Raw genomic sequence first — 14,256 nt, forward strand, 5'->3', positions numbered from 1 at the left:
GGGACACAGACACCCTGTCTTGAGCGGAGGAAAATACGTGCACGCTCGCACCGGAAAGCTCTTCGGCGTCGCCGTCGCATCGGCGGCCATCGTCTTCGCGGGAACCGCGGTCACGGCGCAGGCCGAAGAACCCACGACCCCGAACATGGTGATCCCGGAGCCCAAGGGATCGGGCTGTGAGGCCGTCAAATCCGTGGCGTCCGGCCCCGGATCGCTGGCCGTGCTGTCCAAGGCGCAGTCCTCGACCGCGCTGGCGAGCATCCCGGAGATCTCGACCTTCAGCGAGCTGGTCTCCGGGCAGTTGAACCCGGCCGTGAATGTGGCCGCCGTGCTCGACAACGGCCCCTACATCGTGTTCGCGCCCAGCAATGAGGCCTTCGCCAAGCTCACCCCCGAGCAGCTCGAGACGCTCAAGACCGACCCGGTCGCCGCGACCGCCACCGTCTACTACCACATGGCGCTGGGCATCCTGACCCCCAACGACATCGAGGGCATCATCTACACCCAGCAGGGCAAGCCGGTGACCGTCAAGGGCGACGAGAACAACCTGACCGTCAACGAGCAGGCCAAGGTCACTTGCGGCGGGATCGGCGCCGACCACATGCGGGTGTACATCATCGACACCGTGCTGGACCCGAACACTGCTCCGGCGAGCGTCACGCCGACCACCACGTCGGGCAGCGCGACCACCACGACGAGCAGCTCGGCCGCCGAGACCACCACCTCGGCGACGCCGACCTCCGGTGCCGCCGAGACCCCGGTGACCGTCACGGTGACCCAGACCGCAGCCGGATAGGTCCTCCCTTCTCCGTCGGAACGGCGCCCACTGAACAGTCGGGCGCCGTTTCTGCGTGCGCGCAGTCGCTCGGCCCTTCCCGATCGTGCGGCTGACGCCAAGTAGGGAAAAGCGCCGTCGGAACCACCCGGCTTCAGTGGCCGCACCGGCCGCCGCCCAGTGACTGAAGCCAGGTAGCCGCAGACACGAAAAACGGCGCCCTCTCCCTGAGGAGTGGGCGCCGTTCTCGTTGTCGGCTCTACAGACCCAGGTCTCGGCCGATGATCTCCTTCATGATCTCGGTGGTGCCACCGTAGATCGTCTGGATGCGCACATCGACATAATCCTTGGCCACCCGGTACTCGTTCATGTAGCCGTAGCCACCGTGCAGCTGCAGGCACTGGTCGACGACCTTCTTGCCCAGCTCGGTGCACCACCACTTCGCCTTGGCGGCTTCCACCGCCGTCAGCTCACCGTCGACGACGGCCTGCAAGCAGCGATCCACATACTGCTCGGCGATGTCGAGTTCGGTCTCCAGCTCGGCCATCACGAAGCGGCTGTTCTGGAAGCTGCCGATCGGCTGCCCGAAAGCCTTGCGGTCCTTGACGTACTGCAGCGTCTCGTCGAAGGTGGCGCGCGCTCCGGCGACGCCGGCGATGGCGATCGACAGCCGCTCGGACGGCAGGTTCTCCATCAGGTGGTAGAAACCCCTGCCCTCCTTACCGAGCAGGTTCGCTGCGGGGACGCGAACGTCCTCGAAGTTCAGCTCGGCGGTATCGGCGGCGTGCTGTCCCATCTTGTCCAGCTTGCGGCCGCGGGTGAAGCCCTCCATGTCGCGCTCGACGACCAGCAGCGAGAAGCCCTTGTGGCCGGCTTCGGGATCGGTTCGGGCCACCACGACCACCAGGTCGGAGTTGATACCGGCCGAGATGAAGGTCTTGGAGCCGTTGATGATCCAGTCGTCACCGTCGCGCACCGCGGTGGTGCGGATACCGGCCAGATCGCTGCCGGCGCCGGGCTCGCTCATGGCGATGGCGCCGATCAACTCACCGCTGGCGAAGCCCGGCATCCAGCGGTCCAGCTGCTCCTTGGTGGCCAGGTTCTTGAAGTACGGGCCGACGATGTCGTTCTGCAGGCTGATGCCCGGGCACGCCAGTCCGAACTTGGCGAATTCCTCGACGATCACCGCGTTGAAGCGGAAATCGTCGACTCCCCCGCCGCCGTACTCCTCGGGCATGTTGAACCCGATGAGGCCGTAATTGCCTGCGGCGACATAGGCTTCGCGGTCGACCAGACGATTGGCCTCCCACTTCTCCACGTTGGGCAGACACTCCTTCTCCAGGAACTGCTTGGCGGTTTCCCGGAGTTGCTCGTGCTCGGTTTCGAAAACCAGTCTCTTCACTGCTTACTTCGCCTTCCAGACGGGCTCGCGCTTCTGCGCGAAGGCCAGCGGTCCCTCCATGGCGTCCTCGGTCTTCAGCAACGTCGCGAACTCACCGAACGTCTGCTTCCAGAACGGCTCGTCGGCGGCGACGATGCCGTCGACGGCCCCGTAGGACACCCGCTTGCTTGCCCGAACCGCCAACGGTGCGTTGACCGCGATGCGTTCGGCCAGTTCCAGTGCCGCGTCGACGACGGTGCCGTCGGGGACGACCTTGTTGATCAGACCCCATTTGAGCGCGTCGGCCGAGGACAGCGGCTCGCCGGTGAACACCAGCTCAAGTGCCAACTTCTGCGGCAACTGCTGCACGATGCGGAAGACCCCGCCCGCACCGGCGATCAGACCGCGCTTCACTTCGGGCAGACCGAATTTCGCGCGCTCCTCGGCAACGACCAGATCACTGGCCAGAGCCAGTTCGGTGCCGCCGCCGAGGGCGGTGCCGTTGACCGCCGCGATCGTCGGCTTGTCGACGAAGTGCCGCACGTAGCCTGCGAAGCCCCACTCCGGGTGCTCAGGGTGAAAGAGGTTCTCCCCGCGCGAGATCGCCTTGAGGTCTGCTCCGGCGCAGAAGGACTTGTCCCCCGAGCCGGTCAGCACGATGGCCCGCACATCCGGGTCGTCCTGGGCCGCCTGCAGGGCGTCGCCAACCGCGGTCGACACCGACGCGTTGACCGCGTTGCGGGCGTCGGGCCGGTTGATCGTGATGATCAGGACGTTACCGCGACGTTCTGTCAGCGCCCCCGGGGCGCTACCCGGCTGCTCGTCGCTCACAACAGCTCCAGGATGGTCGCGTTGGCCTGGCCGCCACCCTCGCACATGGTCTGCAGGCCGTACTGGATGTTGTTGTCCCGCATGTGATAGAGCAGGGTGGTCAGGATGCGGGCACCGGAACCGCCGAGCGGATGGCCCAGCGCGATGGCGCCGCCGTTGGGGTTGAGCCTGCTCTCGTCGGCGCCGATATCCTTCAACCACGCCATGGGCACCGGCGCGAACGCCTCGTTGACCTCGAACGCACCGATCTGATCGACACTCAGACCCGACTTGGCCAGCGCCTTCTGGGTGGCCGGGATGGGCGCGGTCAGCATGATGACCGGGTCGGCCCCGGCCAGCACCGCGGTGTGCACCTTGGCGATGGGCTTGAGACCGAGGTCCTTGGCCTTGTCCGCCGACATGATCAGCAGCGCGGCCGAGCCGTCGGAGATCTGGCTGGAGTTACCGGCGTGGATCACACCGTCCTCGCGGAAGGCCGGCTTGATCTTGGCCATCGACTCGACGGTGCCGCCGCGGCGGATGCCGCCATCTTCGAGGACGACGGTGTCATTGCCATCGGCGTCCTTGGTCTTGATACCGACGATCTGGTCCTTGAAGGCACCGGAATCCTGTGCAGCGGCGGCCTTCTCATGCGAGCTCAGCGAGAACTCGTCGAGCTGGGTGCGCGAGAAACCCCACTGTTCGGCGATCATCTCGGCACCGACACCCTGGTTGGGGGTCTGGTCGTAGCGTGCGCGGAACGCGTCGGGGTAGGGGTGCCCGCCGTTGGCCAGCGAGGAACCCATCGGGGTGCGCGACATCGACTCCACGCCGCCCGCGACCACGACGTCGTAATGTCCGGCGATGACGCCGGCGACGGCGAAGTGCAGCGACTGCTGGCTGGAACCGCACTGGCGGTCCACGGTCACACCGGGAACGGTCTCGGGCCAACCTGCGGAGAGCACCGCGGTGCGCGCGATGTCGAGGGCCTGTTCACCGGCCTGCATGACGCAGCCCCAGATGACATCGTCGACCAGGGCGGGGTCCACGCCGGCGCGCTCGACCAGACCGTTGAGCACCTGCGCCGACAGGTCGGCGGCGTGCACACCGGACAGGGCGCCGTTGCGCTTCCCGACTGGTGACCGAACCGCTTCGACAATGACCGCTTCAGCCATGAGCTTCTCCTTCGAAGGTTGTAGGCGCTATATATAGGTGAAGGTAGAGCAGAAGGTTTACTAGGTCAACCTACTGGTTGGTAGACGACCGGTGAACTCGGATACCCGCCGCGCGTGCGACGACATGGTTTACTGAGTTGAACACCTACGACGCACGTTAGCCCAGAGGAGCCCACCGTGGCAGGCAGCACCCCGCTTTCACCGATGATCGGCCGCGATGCCGTTCCCTCGGTGGCCGGTGCGCCCATCCGGAGTCCGAAGACCGCCGAACTGGTCGCGGGCACCCTGCGGCGCATGGTGGTCGACGGCCAGCTCAAGGAGGGCGACTTCCTGCCCAACGAGGCCGAACTGATGGCGCATTTCGGGGTCAGCCGCCCCACGTTGCGCGAGGCCGTGCGGGTGCTGGAGTCCGAGCGGCTCGTCGAGGTGCGCCGCGGTTCGCGCACCGGCGCCCGGGTGCGGGTGCCCGGCCCCGAGATCGTCGCTCGCCCGGTCGGTCTGCTCCTGGAACTGTCCGGGGCCACCATCGCCGATGTGATGACCGCGCGCGCCGGTATCGAGCCGATGGCGGTGCGACTGCTCACCGAGTCGGGGAACACGGCGGCCTTCGACGAACTCGACACGATGATCGCCGAGTATGTCCCGTCCGGGCGCGAGACGGGCCGCATGGCGGAGACGACGGGCGATTTCCACCAGCGCATGGTGGAGTTGTCGGGCAACGCGACGCTGACGATCATGGCCGGGATGCTGCACGAGATCACGGTGCGGCACACCGCCTTCGCCATGAAGGAGAATCGCCCGCTGTCCAAGTCGGACTTCGAGATGCTGATGCGGTCCTACAAGCGGTTGATGACGTTGATGCGTTCGGGTGACGGCGGGGCCGCCGAGGCGCACTGGCGCAAACATCTCGACACCGCCCGCGAACTACTGCTCAAGGGCATGGAGACCGTCAAGGTCCGCGATGTCATGGGATAGCTCTTCCCGTTGACTCTGCGGCGAGAGCCTCAGCCACTCGCACTCTCGCGCCCCTGGCGCAGAGTCGGTGGGCTGACGACGTCGTAGACCGGCACCGTGTCATCCCACGGCTGACGGGTCACCATATCGGCGACCTTGACGTAGCCGCGTTCGAACTCTCCGGTCGCGGCGTCCACCAGCCGGTACTGCTGGGTCTGGCGATGAATCGGCTGCGCGTCGAGCATGACGATGCGCACCTCGCCGGGCTCGAAATGACAGCGTGCCTGTAAGGCGGCGACCAACTGCTCGTTGCTCATGTGGCCGTCGCCGAAGTTCCACCCGATGGCGGTGGACACGATCCGCTCGCCGTCGGTCAGCGTGTAGTCGTCCTCGTTGTGCCCGGCCATCGCCCGGTGGGCGAGGGTGAACAGGGCACGTCCGTGGGTGTTGAAGGAGCGGAACGCGTATCCCATGTACATCGGGATCTGCGCGGCCTCCTTGCTGCCGTAGAACTTCTCCAGCTGGGCTGCAGGCATGCTCGCGATCGCGACGATGCCCGCGGCGATCTTCGCATCGGCCGAGGGTTTGATGCACCACAGCGAGGTGTCCCAGTTCCCAGCGTAATAACGCATGCCGGGCAGGAAGGACACCTTGCGCGGGAACAGGTTTCCCAACACGACGGTGCCGGCGACGACCGCGAACAGCAGCAGCGGCCACGGGCTGTTCAGGTCGCCGAGCCCGATCGGCGCCTGCCCGACGAACAGCGTCAGCACGCTGAACATCATGAAGACGTTCCACTCCAACGGCACACCCATCGGGATGGAACTCAGGATGCCGAAATGGAAGATGAGCATGATCGCCGCGGCGACCGCCCCGGCCACGCCACCGTGGCTGAAGAACAGCACCAGCGGGACCAGGCCCTCGACGGCGGTGGAGAAGTGTCCGATGAACCGGGAGCGCCAGCCGGGCCGCAGGTCGTCGGGGAAGTGCTCGAAGAACTTCCGCTTGATCGCCGGCGAGCGGAAGATCGGGTTGTTGCTCATCATCGTGGAGATGACGAACGGGAAGTGTTTGTTGAGCTTCGAGGTGGCAGCCCCCAGCCAGATGACCAGGCACACCAGCTTCGCGGCGATGATGATGTCGGCGCCGCTGAACAGGAAGCAGAATGCCAGCGATCCGTACACCTCGCCGCGGGCGGCCAGGAAGATCACCTTGTCACGCAGCCCGGCCAGCGCCAGCAGGCCGAGGATTGTCGCTGTCTGCCAGACCGGCAGCACCCCGACCTCGGTGCCCAGTTCCGGAATGGGCCCGGTCCCTTGTGAGAACAGCGCGATGACGAGCACCACCAGCAACGCCGCGTAGAGCACCACGTCCAGCACGGCGCGGCCGTCACCTCGGGTCAGCGGGATGCGGTTCGGCCACGGTGGCAGGCGAATGGTGCCGGGCCGCAACCAATACAGGATCGATCCCATCGGCGGGAAGAAGCGGTTGTTCAGTGGCCCGAACCCGCAGCCGAAGCCGACGACCTCGAAGAGCATCGTGTAGAAGACGACCTTCTGGTACAGGATCGGCTCGGCGTACCAGGACGTGACGTCGGTGAACCCGCCGAGGCCATCGGTGGTGGACAGCACCAGCACCCAGGCCACCAGGATGTAGGCGAGGATCTTCACGACGTAGAAGAGGTGCAGGGCCACCGGTGTGCCGAAGCCGACCTCGGCCCAGTGCCGCGCCATCGGGACGATCCGTTCGGCGCGGGTGCCCTTGCTCCACTCCTCGAAGTCGATCACCGGAGTGTTCTGCTTCAGGAATCCCATGCCGGTCAGATTAGAACGTGTTCTAGTGTGACCGCCAGCACTTCCGCGATCTCACCCGGCGCGCATCATCGGCGGGTGCAACAGCTGCAGGTCTCCCCGCCGGTACAGCTGGGCCGGCCTGCCGCCATCGCGTCCGGTGGTACGGCCCGTGGGCACCAGAAATCCATCGGCCCCGGTCACCTTGCGATGAAAGTTCCGACTGTCCAGCGTTGTCCCCCAGACGATCTCATAGACACGACGCAGTTCGGCGACGGTGAATTCGGCAGCACAGAACGTGGCGGCCAGCGGCGTGTATTCCAGTTTGGCCCTTGCCCGTTCGACCCCGTCGGCCAGGATCCGATCGTGGTCGAACGCCAGGCCGTCCAGTCCGGCCACCGGTAGCCACTGGGCGCCGTCGGCATCACCGCCGGCGGTGGGCAGCGGCAGATCGGGCGCCAACCCGAGGTAGGCGACGGAAACCACCCGCATCCGCGGGTCACGTTGCGGCGCACCGTAACTACCGAGCTGCTCCAGGTGCAGCCGGTCGGTCGTCAGGCCGGTCTCCTCGGCCAGCTCGCGTGCGGCTGCCGCATCGAGATCCTCGTCGGGGCGCACGAAACCGCCGGGCAACGCCCAGCGATCACGGTACGGCTCCACTCCCCGGCGCACCATCAGCGCACACAGTTCGTCGGAACGGATGGTCAGCGTCACCAGATCGACGGCGACGGCGACCGGCGGATGGTCACCGGAGTCGTAGGACACTCCTGCAGCGTAATCGTCATCTTGACGAAAAGCCACGTCCGGGCTTATCGTCGAAATGACGATAATCAACGAGGAGGTGGCCCGATGGCCGTGATCACCCGATACCCACTGATCCGTCACCTGCGGGTGGCACCGACCGCACACATCCGCGCACTGCGGTCCGGGAAGGTCAGCCACGACGGGGCCGGATTGGCGTTCTGGTTCCGCCCGCTCACCGCGGCCCTGTCGGAGATTCCATTGGACGACCGCGAACTGCCGTTGTTCTTCCACGCTCGCACCGTCGATTTCCAGGACGTCACCGTGCAGGCGACGGTCACGTACCGCATCGTCGACCCCGCGTTGGCCGCCGCCCGTATCGATTTCGCCATCGACGTCGACACCGGAGCGTGGCGGGCGGCACCGCTGGAGCAGGTGGCCGGCCTGTTGACCGAATCGGCGCAGCAGCATGCACTGGATCTGCTGGCACGCACCGCGCTGACCGATGCACTGGTAGACGGGATCGCCGCGGTCCGGGAGCGGATGAGCGGCGGGTTGACCGCCGATCCTCGGCTGGCCGAAACCGGCATCGCCGTGATCGGCGTGCGGGTGGTGGCCATCCGGCCCGAACCGGAGGTAGAGCGTGCACTGCAGACGCCGACGCGCGAGAAGGTGCAACAGGATGCCGACAAAGCGACCTTCGAGCGGCGCGCGCTGGCGGTGGAACGCGAGCGCGCCATCGGTGAGAACGAGTTGCAGACCAAGATCGAACTCGCCCATCGCGAGGAGGAACTGGTGGCTCAGAACGGTGCCAATGACCGGCTGAAGACCCAGGAGTCCTGGGCCGCCGATGCCATCGCCACCGAAGCCAAGGCGCGACGCGAGGTCGCACTGGCCGAGGCGCAGGCGCAGGCCGCACGGTTGGTCGGCGCGGCCGAAGCCGATGCCGAGGCCGCGCGGCTGGCGGCCTACCGCGACCTGGACGAGGCGACGCTGATCGGATTGGCCGTCAAGGAGTTGGCGGCGAATCTGCCCAAGGTGGAGCACCTGGTGTTGACACCGGATCTGCTGGCGCCGGTGCTGGCGAGACTGGGGGCGACGTCATGAGCACCGCGAGACGAAGGCGAGCGAGGATCGCAGCGAGGCACGAGCGAGGACCGGAACGAGCAGGAGTCGAGCCATGACATTGCCCCCGCGGGCCGTCATCGTCCACCGCCGCACCGAACTCGACGACGCGCTGGCCCGGCACGGCACGCACGGGCAGGCGGCCTACTTCCTCAGCAGCCGCGGCCAGGACATCGCCGAGCTGGAGCAGCGGCACCGGCTGGTTCAGCAGGCCTTGACCGCGGTCGACGCCGCGGTGCCCACGGATTGGCGTCGGGGCCGGGTCGAGCGTGCGGACCTGTCCCGGTTCCTGTTCGAGCCCGAGGACGTGGTGATCGTCGTCGGGCAGGACGGGCTGGTGGCCAACGTCGCGAAATACCTGCTCGGACAACCCGTCATCGGGATAAACCCCGATCCCGACCGCAACGCGGGCGTGCTGGTGCACCACCCGCCCGCTGCCGTGGCCGGGTTGTTGCGGGCGGCGGTGCACGCCGACGCCGACGCCGAGTTCCGGGCCATGGTTGCCGCACGAACCGACGACGGTCAGCAGTTGACCGCACTCAATGAGATCTTCGTCGGGCATGCGAGCCACCAGACCGCCCGCTACAGCTTGGGGTTGCCCGACGGTCGGGTCGAGCAGCAGGCGTCCTCGGGGGTGATCGTCTCCACCGGAACGGGCGCAACCGGGTGGTGCCGCTCGATCTGGCAGCAGCAGGCGCGCAGCGTTCGGCTGCCCGATCCCGAAGAAGCGCGGCTGGCGTGGTTCGTCCGCGAGGCATGGCCATCACCCGCGACGGGGACGGCACTGGTCGAGGGTGAGTTGACGGGTGCGGCCATAAGCCTGCGTGTCGAGTCCGACCGGCTGGTCGCATTCGGCGACGGGGTGGAGTCCGACGCGCTGAACCTGTCCTGGGGTCAGCGGATCACCGTCGGGCTGGCGCAACAGCGATTGCGGCTGCTGCGCTGACCCCCTCGTGATTTCGGTGAGGATACGTGCGGTCACCGCCCGCATCCTCACCGAAATCACCGAGAGGTGGGGCTCGGCGGGCGGAAGAAGATGACCAGTTGGCCGATGCCGCCGGCCAACCCGAGCCCGGCCGCGATGGCCAGCCCACCCCAGCCCGACAACCAGCCGACACCCGGGAACAACAGGTGATCGAGGCTGTAGCGGCCGGGTCCGGTGCCGGCGATGGCCACCGCGGCGACCGCGAGCACCAGGTTGTACTCCCAACCTTCCTTGACGATGAAGAAGCCGTTGTGCCGGTGCACGGTCCAGGCCGCGACGAGCATCAGCGCAACGAACCCGGCCGCCGGGACCGGGGTCAACAGGCCCAGTGCGAGACCCACGCCCGCGGCGATCTCGGTGGTGGCGGCCACCCGGGCGTGGAAGAGGCCCGGCTTCATGCCGATGCTGTCGAACCAGCCGGCGGTACCGGGGATCCGGCCGCCGCCGAAGAACTTGTTGTAGCCGTGGGCGGCCATGGTCAGGCCGAGGACGACCCGCAGGACGAGGAGCGCTGTATCGGAAGCCACGTGACAAAATGTAGGCCATCTGTCACGTCGCTGCCCATCCCCCGTCCACACTGAGCACCGCGCCGTGAATGTTCGCGGCCTCGTCGGAGGCCAGGAATAGCACCGCCGCGGCGACTTCGTCCGGGGTGCTCATCCGCCGTGACGGAATGCGCGCGAGCACGGGCGCAACGTGATCGGCCGACTCGGCGGCGCGTTCCGTGGCGATCGGTCCCGGCGCGACGGCGTTGACACGAACCCCTGCGGGCCCATACTCGGCGGCCCACGATTTGGTCAACGAATGCACGGCGGCCTTGGTGGAGTTGTACAGCGCCGACTTGTCACCACCGATGAAACCGGTGATGGATCCGATGTTGACGATCGCCCCGTGACCACGCCGCGCCATCCTGGGTGCCAGCGCGCCGGTCAGCAGGAACGGCGCAATGACATTGGCCCAGTAGGACGCCCAGAGGGTGGCTTCCGAGATCTGTTCGGTCGGCTCGGGTGTGGACCAGATCCCGGCATTGTTGACCAGGATGTCGACGTCCCCCGCGGCGGTGACCAGGTCCCGCACGGCGCTCTCCCCCGCCGCCAGATCGGCCGCGACGAAACGCGCCCGGCCCCCGCGCGCACCGATATCGGCGACCACGGCGCCGCCGCGTTCGGCGTCGCGGCCGGTGACGATGACATGCGCGCCCGCGGCGGCAAAGGCGTGGGCGATGGCGACACCGAGACCGGCGGTGGAGCCGGTGATCAGTGCTGTACGGCCGGTGAAACGCGTAGTGTTCGCACTCATGAGTCCATGTGTAGGCCGATGAAAATGGACCCACAAGTCCAGAATCTGACCCGGAAGGGAGCGGCCACCCGGCAGCGCATCATCGAGGGTGCTGCGGCCGAGATCCGGGACCGTGGGGTGGTGCTGACCACCCTCGACGACATCATGGGTCGCACCGCGACATCGAAGAGCCAACTGTTCCACTACTTCCCCGCCGGTAAGGAGCAGCTGCTGTTGGAGGTGGCGCGCCACGAGGCCGAACAGGTGCTCGCCGACCAACAACCACATCTGGGGGCGTTGACCTCGTGGACGGCCTGGCAGCGCTGGCGCGAGGCCGTGGTGGACCGTTACCGCCGCCAGGGGCCGAGTTGTCCGCTGAGCACACTGATGTCCGAGATCGGGCGCAGCACACCGGGAGCACAAGCAGTCACCGAATCGCTGATGCGGCGCTGGCACGACGAGCTCACCGCGGGGGTGCGTGCCATGCAGAGCCAGGACAAGGTCGATTCGAGTGTGGACGCCGAGCAGGCGGCCGCGGCGTTGCTGGCCGGCGTGCAGGGCGGTGTCGGAATCCTGATGGCCACCGGCGATATCGGTTACCTGGAGGCCGCTCTCGACATCGGCATCCAGAGCCTGCGCGGCGTCCGATGACCGATATCGTCCGGTCCGCACCCGAGATCGGCTACCTGAGCCCGCAGTCGTTCGCCGAACTCGGCATCTCGCAGACCGTCGTCGCCGGTGGCACGGTCTACGTGTCCGGTATCGCGCCGCTGACACCCGAATTCGATGTGATCGGTCCGGATCTCGCCGAGCAACTACGTTTCGTGCTCGACGTGCTCGACCGCTCGCTCGTCGCCGCGGGCACCGACCGGACGCGGCTGGTCGCCTGGACGATCTACGCCCGTGACCTGTCCGCGCTGTCGGGATGCCTTCCCATGCTGCGTGATTGGGTCGGGGAGCACCGGCCCACCAGCACCTGGATCGGGGCGGCCGGTTTCATCCACCCCGCACAGCTGGTCGAACTGACCGCCACCGCCGTGATCTGAGGAGCCGCAGCCGTCATCAGCGCGGGTGCGGCTCCACAAATCTACGGGAAAGCGAAGCCCAGCCGTTCCAGATACTCGTCGACGTCACCGACGGCCGACTCGGCGGCGAACACGCTGATCGCGATGGTGTCGCCGACGCCGGTCACACAGTGGGTCAAACCGACCATCGGCGACAAACCGGGGAACGCCGCCGCCATCCGCACCGGCCTCCCACCGAAGGCGAAATCCGCCGGGCCACAGTTGACACTGGAGACCACGGTGTTGCCGGTCACCGCCGCTGGGCGCACCGACGGATCGAACTGGCTCACCCCCCACCGCAGCAGCGGCGCCGGGGTGGCCGCGAAGGCGCGATCGGAGGCTCGCATCGCCGGGTGCGCAGCGCGGGCGCGGCGGTCGGCAAGCTCGGCTGCAATGGTTGTACGACGTTGCGGCAACGCCAGATTGGGATGCAGGCCGATCCCGACGGTGCCGAAATGGTTGTACGCGCGGCGGTGACCCGGTTTGGTCATCGTGACCTCGGCACCCAGCGTGGACGTGTCCTCACCCAGGGCGGACAACTGACCGGCCAGTGCCGCCGAGATGGCCGACAGCGCGGCGACCGTCACCGTCGCCCCCGCCAGCTCGGCGCGGTCGAACACCAGCGTGCGCATGCTGCGCAGGCCGGCCGGACTGGCGTTGGTGCGCCGCGGCGGCCTCGGCGCGGCCGGGGCCGGTACGCGCCCAGCCTCGGTGTCGCGCAACAACTCTCGGTGCGCCTTGGCCGCCTCGATACTGCGTCTGATGAGCAGCGCCGGGTGACCATACCTGGGCCGGATCGGTTCCACGACAGCCCGCCTGCCGAACATCACCGCGGCCGGTACACAGGTCCGCCCGCCACCGCCGAGAGCATGAGTGATCTGCAGTACCGCAACGGTTGCCGGTCCGGCGATACCGGGAACATCGGTGACACCGACGAAAAGATGGATGCGCCAGGGCATCACCCGCGCATCGAGCTGATGGTCGACCAGAGCCACGACGGCCGACAGGCAGTCGGACCAGCCGCCGGATGGATAAATGGTGAACCGATCCCGATCCACCTCGGCAGGCACCCACTCCGGGTAAAGCAGCCGAGATTCATCGTGCACACGGCGCGACAGATCGACGGAGTTGCGCGCCTGGGCGATCAGCTCATCGATGGCCACGTCGAGGTCGGCGGGCACACCGTCGAAGGCGTAGAGCAGGAAGGTGTCGTTGGGGATCTTGGCCGACATCCAGAACATCTGGGCGTCGACCGCGGTCAACCTATCGGTGGCCACTTCCGATGAACTCCAGGATGTGGTGCGCGGTGGCGTCGGACTGGTCCAGCTGCAGGAAATGCCCTCCGCCGTCGACCACCTGCGCGGAGCTGCCGGTCGGCAACACCCGACGCACCCATGCGGTGTAATCGGCTGAGGCACAACCATCATCGCTGCCGTGCAGATACAACGTCGGCAGCACCGGTGCCTGCAACCAGTGCCGCTGCAATTCGGCGTAGCGGGCGGGCGGCCGCGAGTTGCGCACCATCGCCCGGTAGTAGCCCAGCGCCGCCCGCCAGTTGGCCGGCGCACCGATGGCATGCAGGACCTGGCCGACATCCTCGGCGCCGTCATATCCTGGAGACCAGTCGCGCCACAGTCGCGGGACCACCCGCTCGGCGACCCGCTCGGGCAGCCAAGGCAATTGGAAGAACAGGATGTACCAGCTGCGGCGCAACTGCCGGGGCAGGCGCGCCATCAGCCGGAGGGCATCGGCCAGACCGGTACGCGACCGGAATGCCGCCGACGGCGGTACCGACATGATGGTGGCCTTGACGAACGGACTGTCCGGCATGGCTGCCAACCCGGTGGCCGCCATCGCACCCCAGTCATGCCCGATGATGACATCGCGACCGGTCGGTCCGGCGGCGGCGAGTACCCGCAGCGCGTCATCCATCAACGCGCCGACGTGATAACTGTCCAGTGCCGACAGTGACGACGGTGCGTATCCCCGCATGAACGGGGCCACCACCCGCCAACCCGCGTCGGCCAACCGCGGCGCCACCTCGCGCCAGCCGTGTGCGGTGTCCGGGAAGCCGTGCAGGCAGACCGCCACCGGCGCCGTCGGGTCGGTCCAGTCGCCCCAGGTCAGCGCGCGCAGCGTGACATCGTCGGTGACGATCTCCAGGGGCCCCGCCGCCAC

Annotated in this window: 15 protein-coding genes; 6 read left to right on the plus strand and 9 right to left on the minus strand. The window is 67.4% G+C overall.

What is annotated here, in order from left to right:
- Nucleotides 1–37: 37 nt before the first annotated feature.
- On the plus strand, nucleotides 38–796 hold the full coding sequence (locus IC40_RS0118720) for a fasciclin domain-containing protein (RefSeq protein ID WP_036470289.1): 759 nt from the start codon (nucleotides 38–40) through the stop codon (nucleotides 794–796).
- Between the two features lie 238 nt (nucleotides 797–1,034).
- Here the strand turns inward: IC40_RS0118720 and IC40_RS0118725 are convergent, their stop codons facing one another.
- The 3 genes from IC40_RS0118725 to IC40_RS0118735 are packed head-to-tail and all read right to left on the minus strand — an operon-like array spanning nucleotide 1,035 to nucleotide 4,141.
- Nucleotides 1,035–2,177: an acyl-CoA dehydrogenase family protein gene (locus IC40_RS0118725; RefSeq protein WP_030136222.1), complete on the minus strand. Its 1,143-nt coding sequence runs from the start codon at nucleotides 2,175–2,177 to the stop codon at nucleotides 1,035–1,037.
- A 3-nt stretch (nucleotides 2,178–2,180) separates the two neighbouring features.
- On the minus strand, nucleotides 2,181–2,987 hold the full coding sequence (locus tag IC40_RS0118730; protein ID WP_030136223.1) for a crotonase/enoyl-CoA hydratase family protein: 807 nt from the start codon (nucleotides 2,985–2,987) through the stop codon (nucleotides 2,181–2,183).
- Nucleotides 2,984–4,141, minus strand: a complete 1,158-nt coding sequence (locus IC40_RS0118735; protein ID WP_030136224.1) for a thiolase family protein — start codon at nucleotides 4,139–4,141, stop codon at nucleotides 2,984–2,986. The genes IC40_RS0118730 and IC40_RS0118735 overlap by 4 nt, the downstream gene beginning before the upstream one ends.
- A 177-nt stretch (nucleotides 4,142–4,318) precedes the next feature.
- On the opposite strand from IC40_RS0118735, the gene IC40_RS0118740 reads away from it, so the two are divergent.
- Nucleotides 4,319–5,116: a FadR/GntR family transcriptional regulator gene (locus IC40_RS0118740; protein WP_036461829.1), complete on the plus strand. Its 798-nt coding sequence runs from the start codon at nucleotides 4,319–4,321 to the stop codon at nucleotides 5,114–5,116.
- 29 nt (nucleotides 5,117–5,145) lie between these two features.
- Here IC40_RS0118740 and IC40_RS0118745 read toward each other — a convergent pair whose 3' ends face one another.
- Both IC40_RS0118745 and IC40_RS0118750 read right to left on the minus strand, forming a co-directional pair.
- A complete protein-coding gene (locus IC40_RS0118745) occupies nucleotides 5,146–6,909 on the minus strand; it encodes a DUF3556 domain-containing protein (protein ID WP_030136226.1) in 1,764 nt (587 codons plus the stop codon).
- A 51-nt stretch (nucleotides 6,910–6,960) separates the two neighbouring features.
- Nucleotides 6,961–7,650 carry an NUDIX hydrolase gene (locus IC40_RS0118750; RefSeq protein WP_030136227.1) on the minus strand — a complete coding sequence of 230 codons (690 nt, stop codon included), beginning with the start codon at nucleotides 7,648–7,650 and terminating at the stop codon, nucleotides 6,961–6,963.
- Nucleotides 7,651–7,734: 84 nt separating this feature from the next.
- Here IC40_RS0118750 and IC40_RS0118755 point away from each other — a divergent pair, with 84 nt between their 5' ends.
- A complete protein-coding gene (locus IC40_RS0118755; protein ID WP_030136228.1) occupies nucleotides 7,735–8,733 on the plus strand; it encodes an SPFH domain-containing protein in 999 nt (332 codons plus the stop codon).
- 73 nt (nucleotides 8,734–8,806) lie between these two features.
- Nucleotides 8,807–9,697, plus strand: coding sequence for an NAD(+)/NADH kinase (locus IC40_RS0118760; protein ID WP_030136229.1), 891 nt, complete (start codon nucleotides 8,807–8,809; stop codon nucleotides 9,695–9,697).
- Nucleotides 9,698–9,753: 56 nt separating this feature from the next.
- Here the strand turns inward: IC40_RS0118760 and IC40_RS0118765 are convergent, their stop codons facing one another.
- Together IC40_RS0118765 and IC40_RS0118770 are read right to left on the minus strand one after the other, a co-directional pair.
- The gene (locus IC40_RS0118765; protein WP_030136230.1) at nucleotides 9,754–10,263 is read right to left on the minus strand and encodes a DoxX family protein; all 510 of its coding nucleotides are present in this window, start codon (nucleotides 10,261–10,263) and stop codon (nucleotides 9,754–9,756) included.
- Nucleotides 10,264–10,285: 22 nt separating this feature from the next.
- Nucleotides 10,286–11,035 (minus strand): SDR family NAD(P)-dependent oxidoreductase, encoded by a 750-nt coding sequence (locus IC40_RS0118770; protein WP_030136231.1) that lies wholly within the window; start codon nucleotides 11,033–11,035, stop codon nucleotides 10,286–10,288.
- 24 nt (nucleotides 11,036–11,059) lie between these two features.
- On the opposite strand from IC40_RS0118770, the gene IC40_RS0118775 reads away from it, so the two are divergent.
- Nucleotides 11,060–11,665, plus strand: a complete 606-nt coding sequence (locus IC40_RS0118775; RefSeq protein ID WP_030136232.1) for a TetR/AcrR family transcriptional regulator — start codon at nucleotides 11,060–11,062, stop codon at nucleotides 11,663–11,665.
- Nucleotides 11,662–12,060: a RidA family protein gene (locus IC40_RS0118780; RefSeq protein ID WP_051644380.1), complete on the plus strand. Its 399-nt coding sequence runs from the start codon at nucleotides 11,662–11,664 to the stop codon at nucleotides 12,058–12,060. The genes IC40_RS0118775 and IC40_RS0118780 overlap by 4 nt, the downstream gene beginning before the upstream one ends.
- Nucleotides 12,061–12,101: 41 nt before the next feature.
- On the opposite strand, the gene IC40_RS0118785 is transcribed toward IC40_RS0118780, so the two are convergent.
- The gene (locus IC40_RS0118785) at nucleotides 12,102–13,355 is read right to left on the minus strand and encodes a WS/DGAT domain-containing protein (protein ID WP_030136234.1); all 1,254 of its coding nucleotides are present in this window, start codon (nucleotides 13,353–13,355) and stop codon (nucleotides 12,102–12,104) included.
- On the minus strand, nucleotides 13,342–14,256 hold the full coding sequence (locus IC40_RS0118790) for an alpha/beta fold hydrolase (protein ID WP_030136235.1): 915 nt from the start codon (nucleotides 14,254–14,256) through the stop codon (nucleotides 13,342–13,344). The genes IC40_RS0118785 and IC40_RS0118790 overlap by 14 nt, the downstream gene beginning before the upstream one ends.

The sequence above is a fragment of the Mycolicibacterium neoaurum ATCC 25795 genome (assembly GCF_000691525.1).
Taxonomy (GTDB): domain Bacteria; phylum Actinomycetota; class Actinomycetes; order Mycobacteriales; family Mycobacteriaceae; genus Mycobacterium; species Mycobacterium neoaurum.

Excerpts from the sequence above, each read along its gene's own strand:
- IC40_RS0118755 (WP_030136228.1), top strand. The coding sequence starts at position 7,735 with ATGGCCGTGATCACCCGATACCCACTGATCCGTCACCTGCGGGTGGCA.
- IC40_RS0118775 (WP_030136232.1), top strand. The coding sequence starts at position 11,060 with ATGGACCCACAAGTCCAGAATCTGACCCGGAAGGGAGCGGCCACCCGG.
- IC40_RS0118760 (WP_030136229.1), top strand. The coding sequence starts at position 8,807 with ATGACATTGCCCCCGCGGGCCGTCATCGTCCACCGCCGCACCGAACTC.
- IC40_RS0118745 (WP_030136226.1), bottom strand. The coding sequence starts at position 6,909 with ATGGGATTCCTGAAGCAGAACACTCCGGTGATCGACTTCGAGGAGTGG.
- IC40_RS0118780 (WP_051644380.1), top strand. The coding sequence starts at position 11,662 with ATGACCGATATCGTCCGGTCCGCACCCGAGATCGGCTACCTGAGCCCG.
- IC40_RS0118735 (WP_030136224.1), bottom strand. The coding sequence starts at position 4,141 with ATGGCTGAAGCGGTCATTGTCGAAGCGGTTCGGTCACCAGTCGGGAAG.
- IC40_RS0118770 (WP_030136231.1), bottom strand. The coding sequence starts at position 11,035 with ATGAGTGCGAACACTACGCGTTTCACCGGCCGTACAGCACTGATCACC.